Genomic DNA, 19,177 nt, shown 5'->3' on the forward strand with positions numbered 1-19,177 from the left:
AGTGTACTCTGGTGTTTACCTTCAATACTCACCAAGATATTAAAGTGGAATCAAGTAGTGAAATTACGTTTCTGATGTTTGTGTGAGGGAAATTGAATGCGTTGGGAACATCCGGTTCAGTTCGCATCGCAGAGTGATGTTGGCTTTCGGCGCAGGAATAATGAAGATTCGATCTCGGTTCGTATCTGCAAAGATCAGGAAAGCTGGCGAGACCACGGGCATTTTTTTCTGGTCGCCGATGGTATGGGAGGTCATGCCGTAGGTGAGCTGGCAAGTAAGATGGCCTCTGAAACGGTCCCTCATACCTTCTTTAAGAATAAGCCGGGGCCAGTTACCAAATCGCTGAAATCTGCGATTGAGGTTGCCAATCAGGCGATCAATGAGCGGGGGATGGCCAATCGTGAATTCATGCGAATGGGGACCACCTGCAGTTCTTTGTGTCTTTGTCCGGAAGGCGCGGTCATCGGTCATGTAGGTGACAGTCGCGTCTACCGTGTGCGTGAAAATCGCATTGATCAATTGACGTTTGATCATAGTCTGCAGTGGGAGCTGATTCGGCAGGGACGGATGAAGCCTGAAGAGGTTTACATGAATGAACCTCGCAACGTCATTACACGCTCACTGGGACCGGAGCCGGTTGTCAAAGTTGACATTGAAGGCCCTTATACGGTCATGGAGGGGGATCGTTATATCTTGTGCAGTGACGGATTGACCTGTCATCTGAAAGATGAAGAGATCGGTATGATCGCCAGGTACCTGGAGCCCAGTGATGCCTGCCGCCTGATGATCAATCTTGCCAATTTACGTGGTGGGTCAGATAACATTTCGGTGATTGTTGTTCGGGTGGGAGAATTACCTGATGTGAATTTGCCTCAGGAAAAAGCACCGGAACCAGAACCGGAAATCGAACTGGAACGCGAGTATGGTGAGTGGTTGTGGCTGGCCGGTGTCTGGGTCGCCTCACTGATGGTGGCAGCCGGGATTCTCATGTGGATCCTGACCCGGTTTGACCGCGGAGAGTTTCTGACTTTCGGAGGCATGTCACTACTGGTGATGTTACTGGTGCGTAAGGTATTCGCTCAGCGCGAGTCCAGTAAACGTGAGGAATATCTGGATAAAAGTAAGACGATTGAGTGGAAGCCTTATCGATCAGAAAAGCTGAAGTTCAATACGGATTTCCTGCAGTACCTGACCACCATGGAATCCGAATTGCAGCGGGCAGCGATGGAAGAAGAATGGACGATCGAATGGTCCGAACACAATAAGATCTATTACGAAGCCAAAGAAGAGCTGGAACAGAAGAAATACCTGCATGCGTTTCGTGATTTTTCCCGCGCCATCGATATCCTGATGACGGGCCTGCATTCTTACCGCAAAGAAATGGTGCATCAGGCACGCTGGAAAAAAGGGCCTCCCTCCGCCTCTCAGGAAGATTAGGGTGTGAGCAGCTTTACGGGAGCATCTTCAGTAACGTTTAGCTGGCTATCATTGTAGGAGGGAAGCAGCGCTCAAGGGGAATGTGTCCTGAACGTACAGTCGTCTGTTCAGAAATTCTGCAGGGGTTCTGGGGTTTTGTGCACTTTCGGATCTTTGTAAATTTAACATTGGATTTCCGCCGGATTTCAGATATGATCCGTCCCTTATTCAGGGAATCTGAAGGACTTGTGACACGGAGGTCAGTGTGTTCTTTACGCAAACAATCAGGCGCAAACTGGGGCTGGGGCTGGGGATTATCTTCTTCATGCTCATCATCATGGCTTATGGCGCAGTGTCCGGTTTACAGTCTTATCATAATACGGTTAATGAGTTTAAGTATTCTCTGGATAACTTGCCTGACCGTGATCGCCTGGTTGTCTCTGTAGTGGCCCTCAATAAACCCCTGCAGAGAATTCGCCACTCCAAGCCGGCAGCCAGTGCACATTTTCAGCAGGAGTTTGATAAACAACTCCAGGAAGTACGCATGGAAATTCAGGGCTTTCTGCAGAAGGTGGATCGCTTGCCCGCGGATCCAGCAATCAAAAACTGGAAAGGATTCGTTGAATCACAATTGAGTGAACACAGTGCGTGCATGTCAATCCTGAATCAACTGGAATTGATGAAGGTACAACTGGAAGATCCCCAGAAGCGTCTTGAGATGTCCGAGCAGATGATTCTGGAAGTAGCCCATCTGGAGACGCTGATTCTGGAAGTACGGGATGTCCCCTCTGGTACAAAAGCAGTGCTGGCACGTGCGACTTCCGTTTATCGTTCCCGCTTTAATCTGGTGTCTGTGACCTGCGTGGTGGTTTTTATCGCATTTGGCTGTCTGATCTGGTACGGCTACCGTACCGTCCTTGCACCGATTCAGGCATTGCATGAAGGGGCGCGCATCGTGGCCCAGGGACATTATGACCACCATTTTGAAATCAAATCTGACGATGAGATGGCAGAGCTGGCGGAAGCATTCAACAAGATGACGATGCGGTTCAAAGAAAAACGGGACGAACTGAATCATAAGGTAGACGAGCGGAGTAAACAACTGGTGCGTTCCGAGCGACTGGCAGGAATCGGTGTGCTGGCAGCCGGCGTGGCGCATGAAATCAATAATCCCCTGTCTGCAATTTCGATGGCATCAGAGTCATTACAGGGACGAATAGTCGACTTAAAACCGCATTGTGAGGATGCGGATTTTGAAGTGGTCGAACAGTATCTGAGTCTGATTCAGCGGGAATCCATGCGCTGTCGTGAGATTACTTCAAAACTGCTTGATTTTTCCCGGGGTCAGAATTCGGTTCGCAGTCAGAATGATCTGGTCGGGGTCATTGACGAAGTCTGCTCAATGGTCAATCTGATCAAGAGGCTGAAAGGTAGAAACATACATTTTTCTGTCCGCAATCCCTGTTGCGCTGAATTTAACCCTGCCGAAATCAAGCAGGTGGTTCTCAATATCATGACCAATGCCCTGGAATCGATGGAAGTAGGCGGAAATCTGGAGATTGAGGTCCGTGAGCATGTCGATTCTGTGACCCTGATTTTCCGGGACGACGGACGGGGGATGACCCAGGAAGTCAAAGAGAGTCTGTTTGATCCCTTCTTTACACAGAGGGCCGATGGAACAGGAACAGGACTGGGGATGTCGATCACTCATCGGATCGTTAAAGATCACGGGGGTGAGATCGAAGTGGAAAGTCCCGGTCCCGGACAAGGCAGTACAATTTTTGTAGAACTCCCGAAAAAGACTAAGTTGCAAAGTGTAGCAGCGTAATGCTTTAGTGGTATTGTTTGCTGTCGAAGTTTCTGCGATTCTCCGATTGCCACGATTTTCAAAATCTGATATTACTCGTCTCTCCCCACAAATGATTCACATAAAGTTAACGATACAGGAGAAAATGGATGTTCTCTGTACTGCAGGTAAGTCTCAGTATTTCCCTTCCTGATTTGACACAGTTTGTGCAGAGAAAGGTCCTGTATGGAGTCCCGGTTCCGGGGCTGCAGCTTTGAGTATCGATACTGGAGAAAAGGATGAGTCAGTTCAATGCGAACCGGCTTTCTCCAGAGCCTTTCCCATAATCCTTCCTGAATACCATTCGGTTATGAAATTTGTTAAATGGCTTTCTCTTTGACAGGATGTCAGAGCAGGAAGAAGGAGCACAACTTGAGTAATTCGGTCAATAAATTACGGGTCCTGTTTGTCGACGACGAGGCGGCAATTCGGGAAGTCATGCGAATTGAACTGCCACGTATGGGACATGATGTCACCATTTGTGAAGATGGTCAGTCAGCATTAACTGCATTGGATAAAATTACCTTTGATGCAGCGATTGTCGATCTCCGGATGCCTGGCCTGAGTGGCTGGGATGTGGTCGATCACATTAATAAGGTCTCTCCCGAGACAGAAGTGATCATCAGCACCGGTCATGGCAGTATCGACGAAGCCATTCAGGCGATCCGACGCGGTGCCTACGATTTCCTTCCGAAACCATGCAAGCTGATCGATATCGCCACCGTGTTGCAGAAAGTGGCTGATAAACGGTCGCTGCAGAACAAGAATTATGCCCTGGAATCCCGTCTGAAAAGCGTGGAAGGGCCCTGCCAGATTGTTGGTGAAACACCCCCGATGATGCGGGTGAAAAAGCTGATCGAAAAAATCGCACCGACCGATTCCACAGCGTTGATCCTGGGAGAAACCGGGACCGGGAAAGAACTGGTGGCACGGAGAGTTCATGACTTGAGTACGCGTGCCTCGATGCCTTTTGTTCCTGTCAACTGTGGTGCCCTGCCGGAAAACCTGGTGGAAAGCGAACTGTTTGGTCATCGTAAAGGCGCTTTTACCGGTGCAGATACGCCGCGTAAGGGGCTGATCGAGATTGCCAACGGCGGTACTCTCTTCCTGGACGAACTGGGAGAACTGGACAAAACCATGCAGGTGAAACTGCTGCGGTTTCTGGAATCGGGTGAAGTCCGTCGTGTTGGTGACAGTGAAACATTCCATGTTGATGTGCGGATTGTCTGTGCGACAAACCGTGATTTGAAGGAAATGGTTACGGAAGGCACATTCCGTGAAGATCTTTATTTCCGTGTGAATACGTTTGAGATCAATCTGCCTGCATTACGGGAACGCAAAGGGGATATTCCGGAAATTTCCCGCGTGCTGCTGAAACGACATCTAAAAAAGGATTCTATTCCTCAGGATATTCTGTCGCAGGATACGATTGAAATTCTGCAGGAGTACGACTGGAAAGGTAATGTCAGGGAGTTGGCCAATGCTCTGGAACATGCCGTCATCCTCTGGGATGGAGTTCAGATTCAGCCTGGTGATCTGCCATCCAATCTGACCCGGCATTCTTCGATTCCCATGTCTGCTGGTTCGACTGCAATCAACTGGACTGAGGGCATGGAAGGGAAAACATTGCGGGATATTGAGATGGAAGTGATTTACCATGTTCTCGATAAACATGATGGGGATAAACCCAAGTGTGCCGCTGAACTGGGAATCGCATTGAAAACACTTTACAACAAACTGAATCAGTATCAGACTCGGGCGGCGGGTTAATAAAACCTGTCTGCACCTTACGCTTTACCTGTAAAAAAATGCTCTGGCATAAACTGCCAGAGCATTATTTTTAGACTGTTTCCAGTTTTACTGAAGCGTCTCCAGGTCGAACCGGACCGAATAAACAGATTGAGAGACGCGATGATTAAAGATGATGCGCTCTCAATTCACTTCGAAAGTGATTCTGTCCGCTTTCATCTGTCACATTTATGCCGCAGATGAATCAGCAAGACAACTCACCTTAATATTTTCGAATCACGCCTGTCACAACTCCGAGAATATCTACATTCTTGGAGTAAATTGGCTGCATACTGGAATTCGCTGGCTCCAGGCGAATACGATCGCCTTCAGAGTAATAGCGTTTTAAGGTTGCTTCCTGACCATCTACCAGCGCGACAACGATGTCACCTTCTTTACAGGTGTTCTGCTTGTGGACGATGACATAGTCTCCATCGGCGATCTGATCTTCGATCATGGATACACCTTTGACTTTAAGGCAGAACTGATCATCGGGATCAAACAGTGAGCCGAAGTCGATATGCTCATCATCCTGGACAGCCAGAACCGGGCTTCCAGCGGCAATTTGACCAGCCAGTGGAAGGCGTGTCCGTTTCTGGGAATGATCGCACAGTTGAATCGCACGTGACATGTGAGATTCACGGGTAATCAGTCCCTTCTTTTCGAGGGCTTTCAGATGGCACATCACGCCATTGGGAGAGCGAATGCCAAAATTGGCACCGATTTCGCGAACGGTCGGGCCATAGCCTCGGTTAATGATCTTGTCTTTCAGGAAATCGTAAATTTCCTGCTGTCGTTGTGTAAGGTTTGCTTTGGTGCCTGCCATAACAAAGTACCCCATTTCTTAAAAGTAGTGTCAACTGAATAGTAGTTTCCTGAAACAATCAGGAATAAAAAAACCTGTCCCAAACAAAAAAACATTTTGGGATCACTCAAAAAAATGCCTCATCAGAATAAAGAAGGGTTGAGGGTGTCTTCCTGTGATCATCACAAAGAATTCTGATTTTGCATGTAATCTTTATTATAGTATACTATCGTCTACACGACAAGTATGACGATTAAAAACCTGCTTGATTTCTAAAGTCTGAAATATTTATTTAAACAAAAGTAATAGTTGATATGGATCGTAAGGTTATGAATCAAATGAAGTTGTGGTTACTACGCATTGAATAATCAATGTGTGATGTTTTTCTGAATATTTGTTTGAATGTTCATAAGAAGATACTGCAATACTCTAGGTAGAATTTCTGTTTTGAAAAGATGTCTGAAAAATCAAATCTCAAAAAACCAGAAAAACTGACCATTCTATGCGTGTTTATTTATGAAAAGTGGGCGTTTATCTGTGAAAGCCTGCTCAAGATGGACTTCAGTAGTTAGTTGTATAGTGAGCATCCTTTCTTAACTCAGAAATCTGAGAATTTTAAAAGAAATAAAGGTGAAAAATTGAAATGGTGTTCCAGAGGTTGTCTAAGTGAGGCTGCCTTGGGGGGATAGATGTATAACGTCGATGACAAATACAGGAAAGCAGAACAGCGGATTCGGCCTGGTTTCACTTTGATCGAACTTCTGGCAGCATTGACGATTATTGGTCTCCTGATCGCATTGCTGCTGCCCGCGGTACAGGCGGTTCGGGAAGCCGCCCGCAAAATGCAGTGTACTAATAATCTGCATCAGATCGGAATTGCCTTGCAGGCTTACCATGAATCGCATGAGGTCTTACCGTTTGGAGTCGGAGATGATCAGGATGGGCCGATCTCCTCACTGGGAACCCTGGCGGATCGCCGCTATTCAGCACATGCGATGTTGCTGCCTTACCTGGATCAGGCTGTGGTTTATAACCAGTTAAATTTCAATGTAGCTCCTTTTTACCCTTTTGCGAATGCGGCGAATGACGATCAGGCTGAACTGGAAACCCGCTTTAATGAAGTGATTAACGGACCAGCTGCTCAGACCAGACTCAATGTCTTTCTCTGTCCCAGTGATCTGGACCGACTCAAAAGTCGCTGGGGACCCAATAACTATCGCTCCTGTAACGGAAGTTCCTGGTCGGGCAGGGAGGGGAACGGAATGTTCGGTCAGAACAGCAGTGTGCGGATGCGGGATGTCAAAGACGGCCTTTCTCAGACAGCGATGTTCAGCGAACATGTCAAAGGGAGTTGGGACGATACGGTCATCGATCCCCTGTCCGATTTATATAACCTGCAGGGAGTCTGGACCGAAAGTCAATTCTCTGATGCCTGTGGAGGGTTAACGCCACAGTCTGCTGGAGCCTATCAGTACGATGTAGAATCAGGGCAGACCTGGCTAGCGGGGAATATGAACTGGACCCGATATAACCACGTGCGAACGCCAAACCGGACCAACTGTAAGAATGGATTTACCTGGGATGGTGTGATATTAAATCCTTCCAGCTGGCACGGACAGGGAGTGAATGTGCTGATGGGAGATGGCGCTGTCAGATTTGTGAATGAAAATATCAATACTGAGGTCTGGCAGGCGCTGGGAACGATCTCCGGCGGTGAATCTGATACAGGGGCTGGTCTATGAAGTCTCAATTCCGTACCGGGGTGATCCCTTGGTGGGGCGTCTGTCTGTTTCTGTTGCTGACCGGACCGGTCGGGGCAGAGCAGGGGAGACGCGAGTTGAAATTCAGTTTTCTGGGACAACAGTTTGATAATGCGCAACTGGTTCCACTGGGAAGAGGTATGCTCAGGTTAATCGAACCACGCAGGGACGGCCTTTTCTTCAATCTGCCGGCGGGACATCAGGTATCCAGTGTTGGAATCAGCCCCCGGTTTCAGCTAAGTGGTGATTTTGAAATTACCGCTGCGTATGAGGTCCCTGCCTGGAAAAAACCAGGGGCGGGGTATGGCATGGGGCCGAGCATGTATTTAAGAATGCACGACGAAAAAGAATCGGCAGCGATGATTGGTCGATTATTGCGACCGAAGAACAAGCATGTTTTCAGCACGAGTCTGTCGACGACAGTTGCAGGCAAACGTCAGTATGATGTCAAGCTGGTAGACGCGAAACAGAACTCGGGAAAACTGAAACTGGTCAGAACCGGGAGTCAGTTGAAATTCCTGATTTCTGACGGCTCGGGAGACGAATTTCGCGAACTGCGGGAGGTGGAACTGGGAACAGCCGACGTCGACCTGCTACGGCTGGGAGCCCAGCAGAGTGACGTAGACACTCCCGTCCAGGTGTTATGGAAAGACCTCTCGATTACTGCAGAAGCATTTCCGAATCATCCCGATTCGCTGGCGACAGGCGAGCGTCAGCATGTTCCCACCTATCAGGCCGCGCCACAGCCTCATTCCATATCACTGATCTGGAGCCTGGTCTCGGGCATTGCGTTGGTCTGTCTTCTTTTTGCGGTCCACCTGATCCGAAAACGGATCTGACTCACGACAGTTCCCCCTGAAGCGGAGTACCTGCACTGCAGCAAAATAGCCCGCTCGGACTGGCAACGATCACGCAGTTGCGGTTAGACTGAAGAGATGATATTCAATCTGGATTCCAGCTGGAATGACCTCTCAGATCGCATCAATGAAGAAAGCGGGGCTACGATGATTCAGAATGACGACCAGTTTTCCATGGACCGCAGAACAGCTTTGCAGAATATCGGACTGGCTTTGCTGTCCGCAGGAATCCTTAGTTCTCCCACGGAACTGGCAAATGTTTTCGCAGCGGAGGAAGACCCGGCATTCAAAGACAGTCGGCTGGGTGCATTGAAAGATCTGAATGGTTACTTCCCCTTTACTCCCGCTGATTCGCCGGAAGACTGGGAAAAGCGGGCTGAGTATGTCAGACGACAGATTCAAGTCGCTGCCGGGGTCTGGCCGGAACCCGAGAATACAAAAATCAAGGCGACCGTCCATGGAAAAGTCGATCGAGATGAGTACACCGTTGAGAAAGTGTTTTTTGAAAGTTCTCCGGGACTGTATGTGACGGGCAACCTGTATCGTCCGAAAGGCAAATCGGGACCGTTTCCGATGGTGCTCTCGCCGCATGGCCATTTTGCAGAAGGTCGTTTCTATGACAGGGGCGCACAGAAAGTTCAGGCTGATATTAAAGCGGGCGCAGAAAAATATGAAGTCGGCGGACGCTATCCTCTGCAGGCGCGTTGCGTTGAACTGGCCCGGATGGGCTGCATGGTTTTTCATTATGATATGCTGGGTTACGCCGATGGTTTCTGTTTGAGTTATGATCTGATCCACCGCTTTGCGAAACAGCGCCCTGAAATGTCGAGTGAAAAGAACTGGGGACTGTTCAGCGCGCAATCAGAATTGCGGTTAATCAGTGCGCTGGGCTTGCAGACATTGAACTCGATTCGTGCTCTGGACTGGGTCTGCTCACTGTCGGAAGTTGATCAGAAACGGATCGGGATTACGGGAGCCAGTGGCGGCGGAACACAGACATTTATTCTGGCCGCCATCGATCAGCGTATTACCGCTGCGTTTCCCGCAGTGATGGTTTCTACCGCGATGCAGGGGGGGTGTACCTGTGAAAATGCGACCTATCTGCGCGTCGGTACGGGCAATATAGAATTCGCAGCGTTACTGGCACCGCGACCGTTAGGCATGACCGCAGCGGATGACTGGACCAAAGAAATTGAAAGCAAAGGTCTGCCGGAACTGAAACAGCATTTTAAAATGCTGGGTGTGCCTGAGAAAGTGAGCGGTAAGTATTACCCGTTCCCGCATAATTATAATTATGTCAGTCGGGCGATGATGTATGAGTTTTTCAATCAGCATTTTCAATTGGGTATGTCTTCACCCATTGTCGAAGAAGATTTCAAGCCGCTTTCTCGTGAGGAATTAAGCGTCTGGAACAAAACATACCCGGCACCTCCCGGAGATGAACAGTCGGAAATTAAAATTCTGCATACACTGGCGAAGAATAATACGGAGCAGATTAAACGACTGACGCCATACGATCAAACGAGTCTGCAAGAATACCGCAGAGTTGTCGGCGGCGCGATTCAAGTAATGATCGGCCGTTCGCTGCCTGATAAAGAAGACCTGGAACCAGAAAATCTTTCTGAAGAAGCCAAATCGGGCTATCGTCAATATCATACATTGATCAAAAACAGGCGACATGGGGAAGTGACTCCCACCCTGTTCTTTTTGCCTGACCAGTGGAATCAGAAAGTGGTGATCTGGTTAGACGACCAGGGAAAAGCGGGTCTGTTGAAAGCAGATGGAAGTCTCAAAACACCTATCCAGCGACTGGTTGATACCGGGACTGCTGTGGCGGGTATCGATGTTTTATACCAGGGGGAATTCAATCAGCTGCAGCCTGCTCCCACGGAAATGCCTGTCGTTAAAAACCCCCGTGAATTCGCCGGGTATACTCTGGGCTATAATCATCCCATCGTTTCGAAGCAGGTGCATGACATCCTGAATGTGCTTTCCTTTTCGAAATATCATGATAGCCAGCCACAATCGATTTCTCTGGCTGGTTTCGGATTTTCCGGGGTACTGGCAGCGGCAGCTTGTGCACACTCTTCCGATGTGGTTGAGAAGCTGGCGGTTGATACAGGCGGATTTCATTTTGCGGAGATCACCAACATTCGTGATCTGCGTTTGTGGCCTGGTGCCGTCAAGTATGGTGATGTCGAAGGGGTACTGTCTCTCTGCCAGCCGGCATCACTCTGGCTTGCGGGAAATTCCAGTTCGATTCCAGAGTTGATCCAGGCAACATACAATGCGGCCGGCCAACTGCATCAGGTGACTTTGTATAATGACAAGGGAAATCGACAGGCAGCAGCTGTCAAATGGCTGTTACAGTGATGTGCAACAACAGACGGCTTCTTTTGAAATACAGATATTTTTGATGCATTCCTGTCTGCGCTGATTATACTATGGTAAACTTTTGCTCTGGTGTATTACCAGCAGTTGTCTGGCCCACTTTTTTCTCGGGGAGTCTTCCATGTTTGCGCGCATCCATACACAAGTATGCTCTGTCTATGTCTGTTTGACTGTCCGCTTCTGTCTGCTGATCAGCTTTTGCCTGCTGACGATCTCGGCAACGTCTGCATTCAGTCTGGCCGCTGATCAGCTGCCACTGAAATACAAATGGGATAAAGGCCAGCAGTATGCGTATCGAGTAAAAATTGAAGTCAACATGGAAAACTATGAAGAGACATTGAGTGGTGTGGAAATATATGATGTGACGGCCGCGGATGACAATTCATTCTCGCTGCGCTGTTCGGGGAATTTAAATTCGGTGACGAAAAGCAAAAGCCGGCGTCCGTTAATTCCCCCCATGCGAATGCACCGTCATCGCAGTCCTTTTGCCGGACTGTCTGGCAGTTTTGCAGGGGCATTCGAACAGCATTCTCTTGAACTAAACCGTCATGGTGAAATTGATACCGTCAAGGGGTCATCGCTACTGCCTTATCTGCTGGGGCACCTTTCGCAGATCAACCTGATTCCACTCTCTCCGGATGGCCAGCGTAGCTGGTCCGAGTCGGAGAAAAGCAGTATTTCAGTCATCTCTTCATCTACTCGAATTTCGTCTCCTTTGCGGGGGCCTGGCATTGATAAGACGATGGGGGCGAAAAAAACATCGGAATATAAAATTACCGGTCAGGAAGGAGACCTGGTTACCATCGAAGCCAGCTATTCCTATCGCACGATATCGACAATTGATGACAGTGAGCCGGAAGTCGAACTGACGGGAACCGGTATCATTCAGTTTGATCAGAAACAGGGGTGTGTTCAGAATCTGTCCCTGAATTACAAGCTCATTCAGCGTTCAGAAAACAGCACACAAAAAATTCCGATTACACTCTCATCTACTTTATTAAGTACAGACGAACTGACAAAGCTGAAAGCAGAACAGAAGGCAGCCATGGCAAAGCATGCTGCAGAGAAGAAGAAGCGTGAGGATGCGGCCCGATTTGAGATTCCCGAAAACATTGACGATGAATTGAAATTGATTCTGACAGATCTGTCGACGAAAAATGTGCTCAAACGCAAAGCAGCATTACAGAAGTTAAGTCAGACAAAACCGGATCAGGAAAACCCGGATATCTCCGGGATCTTAATCGGAATTTTAGAAAGCAAAGATATCACCGTTGTGCAGGATGCTTCGCGCGCACTGGCAGTCTGGTCGACCAGGGCTGACATCCCGGCAATGACCGGGCTTTTAAAAGAAGTGAATATCCTGGGGCAGGCGAGTGTTATGGAAGCTATTCTGAAACATGAAACACCGGAAGGAGTAACGGCGGTCGCTGAACTGCTGAAGGATCCCATTAAAGCCCATAATGCTTCCAAGAAACTGATAGAGTATGGAAGCGGGGCAGAGGATGCTGTTTTGAAACAGCTGGATCCGGATCAGTTTATCGTGCTGGTCAACGTCTTTCGGGTACTGAAAGAGATCGGCACAGAGAAAAGTCTGAAAAAAATTGAGGAAGTGAATCAATCGACAACAAATAACAACTTCCGTTTTCAGGCAGCATCTACTGTCAAGGCGATTGAATCGCGGATCAACTGATTGATTCAGTTGTTTATGGACCGGTCAGCTCATCGGGTGAACGGAACATGGGTTCTTCTGCAGGGATCTCGTTCGAAATCCGGATAATGGCCGGGGTGTCTTCATCGGTGATTTCATCATCGGTAATTTCATCCAGGCTGCGGAACGAATTGATTTCCAGTGGTTCCAGAAATTCTTCTTCCTGTTTCTGTACCTGAGGTTCGATTCTGGCTGCAGGAGTTGTCGGCTGGCTTGGGGCAAGCAGTTCTTTTTTGAGAGTTGCCTGTGACACCAGTTTCTGTCTTGTCTCTTTGACTGGTGCATCAAGTGACTGCCGCGATACTACAGGAACGACCTCTTTGGCGCTCACTAACTGAGTCGTCTGCTGAGCAGGTATTTTACGAAAATTCTGTTCTGCAGACGGTTTTGCCGTTTCCGTCCGACTGGCGACACTTTCTTTCGTGACTGTTTTTTCAATGAAAGGATTCTTCGTCACCGGTTTCTCAGGGACGGTTTGAGCTGGCTGTGGTTGAGTGGAAGCGAGTTGCTGTTCCTCTTTTACCTGTGGCTGTTTTTCCTGTTTTGCAACATAAATATTTTTCATCACAGCTAATTCAGCTGCAGCAAGACCCGCTGCTTCCAGCGTTGGATCAGCCGTCAAAGCCAGGTCGTATTCCTTGAGCGCCATCTCTCCCTCACCACGCTGGGTATGAATATATGCCACATTCGCGTGTGCTTCCGCTTCCGGCATGATATTGCGGAAGAGAGTATAGCTTTCTTTGAACCGGCCCTGGTGTCCTACTGTTAACGCCAGGTTGTTCATGATTCGTTTATTATTCGCATCGTTTTGCAGTGCTGCCGTCAGTACTTTTTCCGCAGCATCATATTGAGCGCGTTTATACAGAGCGTAACCGAAGTCATTAAGAACTTCGGAATTATTCGGGTCAAGCTGTTTTGCCTGAGTGAAGTAACGAGTGGCTGCCACAGAATCACCCAGTTGGGAACAGACTATCCCCAGCCGATGGCAGGCGACCACACTGCGAGGATTTTTTTTCAGATAGACTTCATACTGCTTTCGGGCTGCCAGCCATTCTTTTTTATGCTCAAAACTGCGAGCTGCAGTAAGTACTTTTTCTGAATGATGTTTTCCCGGTAAAGCTGATTTCACTCTGGCAACCTGAGTTCCCATCTGGGCGCATCCCTGGAGTGAAATGATGAGGATTACAGCTGAACAAAACAATCCTTTGTCGTTCATAACTCTGTCCTGACGTAAATCGACTTTAATATTGAGGAATTCACCTGGAATTCCATGGTGTCACAGTGATAAAAATCGTCTGTAGAAATGGTTGATAAATTTTACTTCTGTGAAGAGAAATGTGAGCGGATGGTTTTTATCAAAAAGTGGACGGATTCACTGGAATCCGTCCACCACAAATCAATTCGATTGATTCAGCCTGGATTAGAAGACACCAGCTCCGCCTCCGCCGCCCATTCCACCAAAGCCGCCACCGAATCCACCACCGCCACCACCGCGATTCATGAATCCATTGGAGTAAGCTCTGTAGGCTTCGAATCCTTCAAAGCCAGGTGTGAAGGCAGGTGCCACAACAACGCGTTCATCCGCATCCTGAACGTTCATTGACTGCAGCATCTTGACAATCACGTTGCGCCGATGCATGTCCAGGTCATCGTTGCCATGGATCGGATATTTATATTCCGAAGATGCACTGACCGACATCGAACTGGGTTCGACAACAACCGGGAACGGTGTTGAGCCCATGCGGACAGCGATCTGTTTAATGTGATCTTCACCAGCGGCATTGAGTTTTGCAGTCGCGCCTACGAATTCACTTTCGACAATCACGAAGTCGGAAGCTTCTCCGTTTTCTTCCTGCTTTTGCCAAATGTCATCACTGATGGTTCCCAGTGGCGCTACAGAGTCGTAGGGAATTTCTGCGTGATGTTGTTTATGTTGGCAACCACTGATCAGCATTGCTGCTAATGCAATAGCAGGCAAACTTGCAATTATGGGTTGTATAGACATCGCTTACTTCCTTGTATTTCTCTCACATTCGTTTCAAAAATGTGATTGGAATTTTATAGGTATCATTTGGCAAAGAAATAATCATTTAAAAATTATTCAGAGAATCCGTAGTCACCATTGATGTAATACTTATCACACTTGCTCTGGTGAATGAAATCTTTCTGTTGCTGGTGAATCCGTTTTTTCTGCATGTACCAGACTGTGCTTCGATGATGCACATCAGGTTTGCCTTCAATATTATTCATAAAGAAGAAGTCCACATCACCTGGCTCGGTGACTTCCATGCCCGGCAGCACGGTTGGGGCGTCTTCTGGTTCCATCGGATGTACCAGTTCGGGGCTGATCAGGATGATCAATTCTGTCTCGTCGCGGGAAACTCCCTTGTTAGAGAACAGTGGGCCTACCAGGGGGATATCTCCAATGAAGGGAACGCGGTTCAAGTCACCCCGCTGTTGTTCCTGGAGCAGACCGGCGATCGCCAGTACTTGTCCTTCCCGCAGATCAACTGTCGTGGTGACAGCTTGAACATTCACACCCAGAACCCCACCTGAAGTTAATGCAGGATTGACCGTACTGAATGAAGGAGACACCTGTAATCGAATTCGATCTTTATCCAGCACTGTCGGCAGGAAGGATAACTGAGTACCAAATCCTTTAAAGGTTGTCGTGGCTGCCTGAGCACCACCGACCCCGACCACAGTCGGTACCGCGAATTCTCCACCAGAGATAAAGTTGGCGGTACGTCCACTGATGGTGACCAGGTTTGGTTCTGCTAAAATTTTCGCATAACCATTCTGTGCGAGAGCCGAGATAAACACGTCGACATCACTGCTGGTAAAGGAAGCTGTCACAAGACCAGTCCCCCCATTGCCCAGTTGTTGCGCCACACCGGTGAATAACTGAGCCCAGCCAAAATCTCCGGACTGAGCAATGATGTTGGTGCTTGCGGTACGGGCTGCAGACCGGTCGATCTGAGCGATACGGACTTTAAGCATGATCTGTTTTTCGCCAGGCACTTTCAACATGTCGATGACGGTTGCTTCTGGAAGCATGGCACCACCGGGGAATGGATCAGCGGCTGCACCATCTGCGAACAGAGATCCGCCTCCCCCTCCACCACCCTGGCCGCCACCTGAACCGGAACGGGCACGGATAATGGTTATGATCTGGACTGCTTCCTGTTCATCCCTGGCCTGCCCACGGACAATCAGTTTGTCTGCAAACGGGACAAGTTGAATTTTGCTGTTCGGGAAGAACTCGTTAATCATTTTCTGGAATTCGCCGTATTCCATACGACGAAGATCTTCGATGGAATTGTCACCCTCTACCTTCACCTGCACGCTGAGGATCTGGGGGTTTGCTTCGTCACCCAGCCAGAGAGTCATAGTGGTAGTACCGGTATCTTTTCCGATGACTTCGACTTCCTGTGAGCCAAATGCGACCACTTCAATTTTTGAAGGGTCTGCGATCGCTACACGAAACACATCCATCTTCATTTTCAGAATTTTTGAATGTCGCTGTTGAACACTGAGTTCGACTTCAGATTCATAAATCTGATCAACGAGTTGATGGACTTTTTCTTTGGTTTTGGTACTGATGACTGGTGCGAGATTTTTCTTCTTACCAGGCACGTAGTTATTGGTTTTCAACTTTCCCGGGACAGGAGGAGCTGGTGGAACCTGCGCAGAAAGTGGCGATGCTGTGATAGCGACACCGCAGGCAACAGCCAGCATTGTGCGTCTTTTCCATGAGGCATTTATAGACATACTTGTCTCCCAATCCTTTGGTCGTCAATTTTGAGAAATTGGAGTAAGTGATTTATTGAGTTAATTGAAGTTCAAATAAAACTACGTTTAAAGGAACTTTGTTTTAAACTTAATCCAGGTGTCTGTTCTGTGTTGCCTGCTATCACGCCACTTTATCAAGTGACTTGTGAGATCTAGAATTATCATGTTTCATGATCGGCAATGAAGGATCTGTTCTTTTCAGACAAATCCCATAGCATCAATCATATCGGTTGGAGCTGTACGGAAGGTTGATAGTAATTTTGTCGTGTTTCCCAATTTATGTATATTTTAAGATTTTATTGATTTCCTCTATTTTCACTTTACATTAGGACCTTAGCAGGACGAAAACGAGATATGGTGGGAAAATATTGTGCTCTGATTCCAGAGTGACTATCAATTGAATGTCCACCATAATGCCTAACCAAAAGTGTTGTTGATACAACGTAAATATAAAGGTGGTCTCATGAATGCGAGTTTTGCATTGCTCATCGGTTTAAGTGTCTGGCAGTACGATGGAGAAGTTGTACCAGTCAACACTGTCAGTGCTCCCGCCACAATCTCAATGGCAGCATGCCAAAATACCTGTATTACTTCCGATGCTTGTACAGCAGGCGGTTGCACGACAGGAGACCTCTGTCAGCCAGGGGGGCTCTTCGGTCACTGGGGGATGTGGGGTAACTGTTACAGCAACGATGGTTGCAAATTGAAAAAGCGTAGCTGGTTGTGCTGGAAAACGACGGGTGATATGTACCCTCACTATCCTTACCCGCCTGTCTATCACGGATACTATTATTTCCGACCTTACAATTACACTAATATTCTTCGACAAAAAGGTGAGATTATTGCTCTTGGTGGAAACCCGAAAGCACCCTACGCTCACAAAATGTTTGATCGAATCTACGAACAGATTGATCTGACAGCGTACGAAGAATTCCCTGCAGATGGTGACGGCGTTCCGACGCTGGAACTTCTTCATAATTCTCTTCCCAGCCTGGAAGATATTTTGAAGAGCAAATAGTTCCCATTCTTGTGAGCTATGCAGTAGAGAACAGAAATCGGAAAAAGTGAAAAAGATCTGTACCATCGAGTGCAGGTCTTTTTTTCTTTTCAGCTTGATGGCAAACTGCTGAGGGCAACGTGATTCACGAATCGAATCCACCAGGAGAATTGTTGTGTCAGTGCCTGATTATGAATCCGGTAATGCTGAATGGGTAATGAGCTCTCGCGAATGGTATCTTTCTTCGGGGAGTATCTGGTTTGCCTGTCTGTTTTTAACAGCGACTGTCACCATCGCCGACCCTGATTTATGGGGGCATACCCTCTATGGGTTGCGCGCCCTGGAGCAACATGTTCTGGTAGAACGTACTGACCCATTCTGTTACACGGAACCGGGGACCAGCTGGATCAACCATGAGTGGTTTTCTGAATTGTCATTTGGCTGGCTCTGGAGTCAGATCGGAAATTCCGGTCTGTGGCTCTGGCGTAATTTCTGGTTATGCATGATTCTGATCCCGACTTGGATTGCACTTGGAAGATCCCGGGCAAGTCTGTCTGCTGCGGTTCTGTTACTGGTCTATGGCGCCTTCTGCCTGGCACAGTTTGTGGTCTTTGTCCGTCCGCAACTGGTTACATTTGGTTGTTTCGCCTGGACTCTATTGCTGCTGCGGGAATATGTTGATCACCCTCAGGCAAAGGGGGTCTGGTATCTGCCTGTTGTCATGCTCTTCTGGTCGAACTCTCATGGAGGCTTCCTGGCCGGGGTTGGCATTGAGGCCGTAGTAGTCCTGTGGGTCGGATGGGGCTGTGTTCAAGGGCGCTACCAGCGAAGAGAATTTTACAGACTGCTGGTGGCTGTCACTGCGAGCTGGATGGTGACGCTGATCAATCCATACGGGATTCATCTGCATCAGATGCTCTGGGATCATCTGATTACAACACAGATTGTCCGTGAATGGCAGCCCCTCTGGCAGGCCCGGCAGGCATTACTGTATTACATTCCATTTCTACTGATTGCGCTGGCAATATTCCGTTCCAGAAAATGGGAGTGGATTGATCTGCTGCTGATTGCGGTGGTCGCGTGGCAGGCAGTCAGTCATATCAGGCATGTGGCATTACTGGCGATTGCAGTTATGATTCTGTTACCGCGTCCAATTACTGACGCCATACGCAATCTGTTCCCTGTGATCAATCAACAGTGGTCGGGAGAAACGAGACTGGGCCTGCGATCTGTTCTGATCACAAGCATGACCCTGGCGGTTCTGGGACTGGGTGCTCATACTGTGATCCATCTGCAGGAAGAAGGAGTTCCACCCTGGCAGATAGGAGTGGAAACACAAAGCAGGGCTCCCGGAATGCCTGTGGCTGTCATGCAAGTCATGCAGAAGGAACACCTGGCGGGGAATATCCTGACAGATTATGGGTGGGCACAGTATGTCATCTGGCAGACTTTTCCCGCATCCCGCGTCGCCTTTGACGGGCGTTATCGAACGGTGTATTCAGCTCAACTGGAAGAGGAGTTTGTGGCGTTTCAGAAGCTGAATCAGAATTCCAGCGGTTCGAACCCGCTGCTGGATCAATATCCGACCGAAATCATTCTGCTGCCCAAGGCCCAGCAGACAAATGACTATTTGAAAAACCGGAGCGACTGGTTTCTGATTTATGAAGATGAACAGGCAACACTCTGGGTGAAAGACATACCCCGGTTCCAGAAAATTTTAGAACGTTCCCGGCAGACGGCTATTCCGAAACCGGAAATACCGAAATGGCTGCTGTTTCCGGCTGATCCGCCTGAAACGGGAAAACAGCCTTAGTGAA

General features: G+C 48.3%; 13 protein-coding genes. 9 read left to right on the forward strand and 4 right to left on the reverse strand.

Annotated elements, in window-relative coordinates; translation table 11 throughout:
* Positions 1-96 precede the first annotated feature (96 nt).
* From GmarT_RS10330 to GmarT_RS10340, 3 genes are all read left to right on the forward strand, one after another.
* Entirely contained in the window at positions 97-1,437 is a 1,341-nt protein-coding gene (locus tag GmarT_RS10330; protein WP_002649785.1) for a PP2C family protein-serine/threonine phosphatase, read from the forward strand.
* A gap of 244 nt (positions 1,438-1,681) precedes the next feature.
* On the forward strand, positions 1,682-3,244 hold the full coding sequence (locus tag GmarT_RS10335; RefSeq protein WP_002649784.1) for a sensor histidine kinase: 1,563 nt from the start codon (positions 1,682-1,684) through the stop codon (positions 3,242-3,244).
* A gap of 390 nt (positions 3,245-3,634) precedes the next feature.
* The gene (locus GmarT_RS10340; protein WP_002649782.1) at positions 3,635-5,032 is read left to right on the forward strand and encodes a sigma-54-dependent transcriptional regulator; all 1,398 of its coding nucleotides are present in this window, start codon (positions 3,635-3,637) and stop codon (positions 5,030-5,032) included.
* A gap of 241 nt (positions 5,033-5,273) precedes the next feature.
* Here GmarT_RS10340 and lexA read toward each other — a convergent pair whose 3' ends face one another.
* A complete protein-coding gene (lexA, locus tag GmarT_RS10350; protein WP_002649781.1) occupies positions 5,274-5,876 on the reverse strand; it encodes a transcriptional repressor LexA in 603 nt (200 codons plus the stop codon).
* Between the two features lie 668 nt (positions 5,877-6,544).
* Between lexA and GmarT_RS10355 the strand changes: the two genes are divergently transcribed.
* The 4 genes from GmarT_RS10355 (at position 6,545) to GmarT_RS10370 (ending at position 12,553) form a co-directional block, all read left to right on the forward strand.
* Positions 6,545-7,597, forward strand: a complete 1,053-nt coding sequence (locus GmarT_RS10355; RefSeq protein ID WP_002649779.1) for a DUF1559 domain-containing protein — start codon at positions 6,545-6,547, stop codon at positions 7,595-7,597.
* Complete coding sequence (locus GmarT_RS10360) at positions 7,594-8,454, forward strand: DUF1583 domain-containing protein (protein WP_149302632.1); 861 nt, start codon at positions 7,594-7,596, stop codon at positions 8,452-8,454. Before GmarT_RS10355 ends, GmarT_RS10360 begins: the two co-directional genes overlap by 4 nt.
* Positions 8,455-8,550: 96 nt before the next feature.
* Positions 8,551-10,845 (forward strand): alpha/beta hydrolase family protein, encoded by a 2,295-nt coding sequence (locus tag GmarT_RS10365; protein ID WP_149302635.1) that lies wholly within the window; start codon positions 8,551-8,553, stop codon positions 10,843-10,845.
* Positions 10,846-10,984: 139 nt separating this feature from the next.
* A complete protein-coding gene (locus tag GmarT_RS10370; protein WP_002648680.1) occupies positions 10,985-12,553 on the forward strand; it encodes a HEAT repeat domain-containing protein in 1,569 nt (522 codons plus the stop codon).
* A gap of 13 nt (positions 12,554-12,566) precedes the next feature.
* On the opposite strand, the gene GmarT_RS10375 is transcribed toward GmarT_RS10370, so the two are convergent.
* The 3 genes from GmarT_RS10375 to GmarT_RS10385 all read right to left on the reverse strand — a co-directional run bounded on the left by GmarT_RS10375 (position 12,567) and on the right by GmarT_RS10385 (position 16,342).
* Positions 12,567-13,721 (reverse strand): tetratricopeptide repeat protein, encoded by a 1,155-nt coding sequence (locus GmarT_RS10375; RefSeq protein ID WP_002648679.1) that lies wholly within the window; start codon positions 13,719-13,721, stop codon positions 12,567-12,569.
* Positions 13,722-13,991: 270 nt separating this feature from the next.
* Positions 13,992-14,576: a hypothetical protein gene (locus GmarT_RS10380; protein ID WP_149302638.1), complete on the reverse strand. Its 585-nt coding sequence runs from the start codon at positions 14,574-14,576 to the stop codon at positions 13,992-13,994.
* A 92-nt stretch (positions 14,577-14,668) separates the two neighbouring features.
* A complete protein-coding gene (locus GmarT_RS10385) occupies positions 14,669-16,342 on the reverse strand; it encodes a type II and III secretion system protein family protein (protein ID WP_081459599.1) in 1,674 nt (557 codons plus the stop codon).
* 484 nt (positions 16,343-16,826) lie between these two features.
* Between GmarT_RS10385 and GmarT_RS10390 the strand changes: the two genes are divergently transcribed.
* Positions 16,827-17,381 (forward strand): hypothetical protein, encoded by a 555-nt coding sequence (locus tag GmarT_RS10390; protein WP_002648676.1) that lies wholly within the window; start codon positions 16,827-16,829, stop codon positions 17,379-17,381.
* 154 nt (positions 17,382-17,535) lie between these two features.
* Positions 17,536-19,173 (forward strand): hypothetical protein, encoded by a 1,638-nt coding sequence (locus tag GmarT_RS10395; protein WP_002648675.1) that lies wholly within the window; start codon positions 17,536-17,538, stop codon positions 19,171-19,173.
* Positions 19,174-19,177 lie beyond the last annotated feature (4 nt).

This window comes from Gimesia maris (assembly GCF_008298035.1).
Classification (GTDB): domain Bacteria; phylum Planctomycetota; class Planctomycetia; order Planctomycetales; family Planctomycetaceae; genus Gimesia; species Gimesia maris.

Excerpts from the sequence above, each read along its gene's own strand:
- GmarT_RS10360 (WP_149302632.1), top strand. The coding sequence starts at position 7,594 with ATGAAGTCTCAATTCCGTACCGGGGTGATCCCTTGGTGGGGCGTCTGT.
- GmarT_RS10355 (WP_002649779.1), top strand. The coding sequence starts at position 6,545 with ATGTATAACGTCGATGACAAATACAGGAAAGCAGAACAGCGGATTCGG.
- GmarT_RS10385 (WP_081459599.1), bottom strand. The coding sequence starts at position 16,342 with ATGTCTATAAATGCCTCATGGAAAAGACGCACAATGCTGGCTGTTGCC.
- GmarT_RS10380 (WP_149302638.1), bottom strand. The coding sequence starts at position 14,576 with ATGTCTATACAACCCATAATTGCAAGTTTGCCTGCTATTGCATTAGCA.
- GmarT_RS10330 (WP_002649785.1), top strand. The coding sequence starts at position 97 with ATGCGTTGGGAACATCCGGTTCAGTTCGCATCGCAGAGTGATGTTGGC.
- GmarT_RS10390 (WP_002648676.1), top strand. The coding sequence starts at position 16,827 with ATGAATGCGAGTTTTGCATTGCTCATCGGTTTAAGTGTCTGGCAGTAC.
- GmarT_RS10370 (WP_002648680.1), top strand. The coding sequence starts at position 10,985 with ATGTTTGCGCGCATCCATACACAAGTATGCTCTGTCTATGTCTGTTTG.
- lexA (WP_002649781.1), bottom strand. The coding sequence starts at position 5,876 with ATGGCAGGCACCAAAGCAAACCTTACACAACGACAGCAGGAAATTTAC.
- GmarT_RS10375 (WP_002648679.1), bottom strand. The coding sequence starts at position 13,721 with ATGGGAACTCAGGTTGCCAGAGTGAAATCAGCTTTACCGGGAAAACAT.
- GmarT_RS10365 (WP_149302635.1), top strand. The coding sequence starts at position 8,551 with ATGATATTCAATCTGGATTCCAGCTGGAATGACCTCTCAGATCGCATC.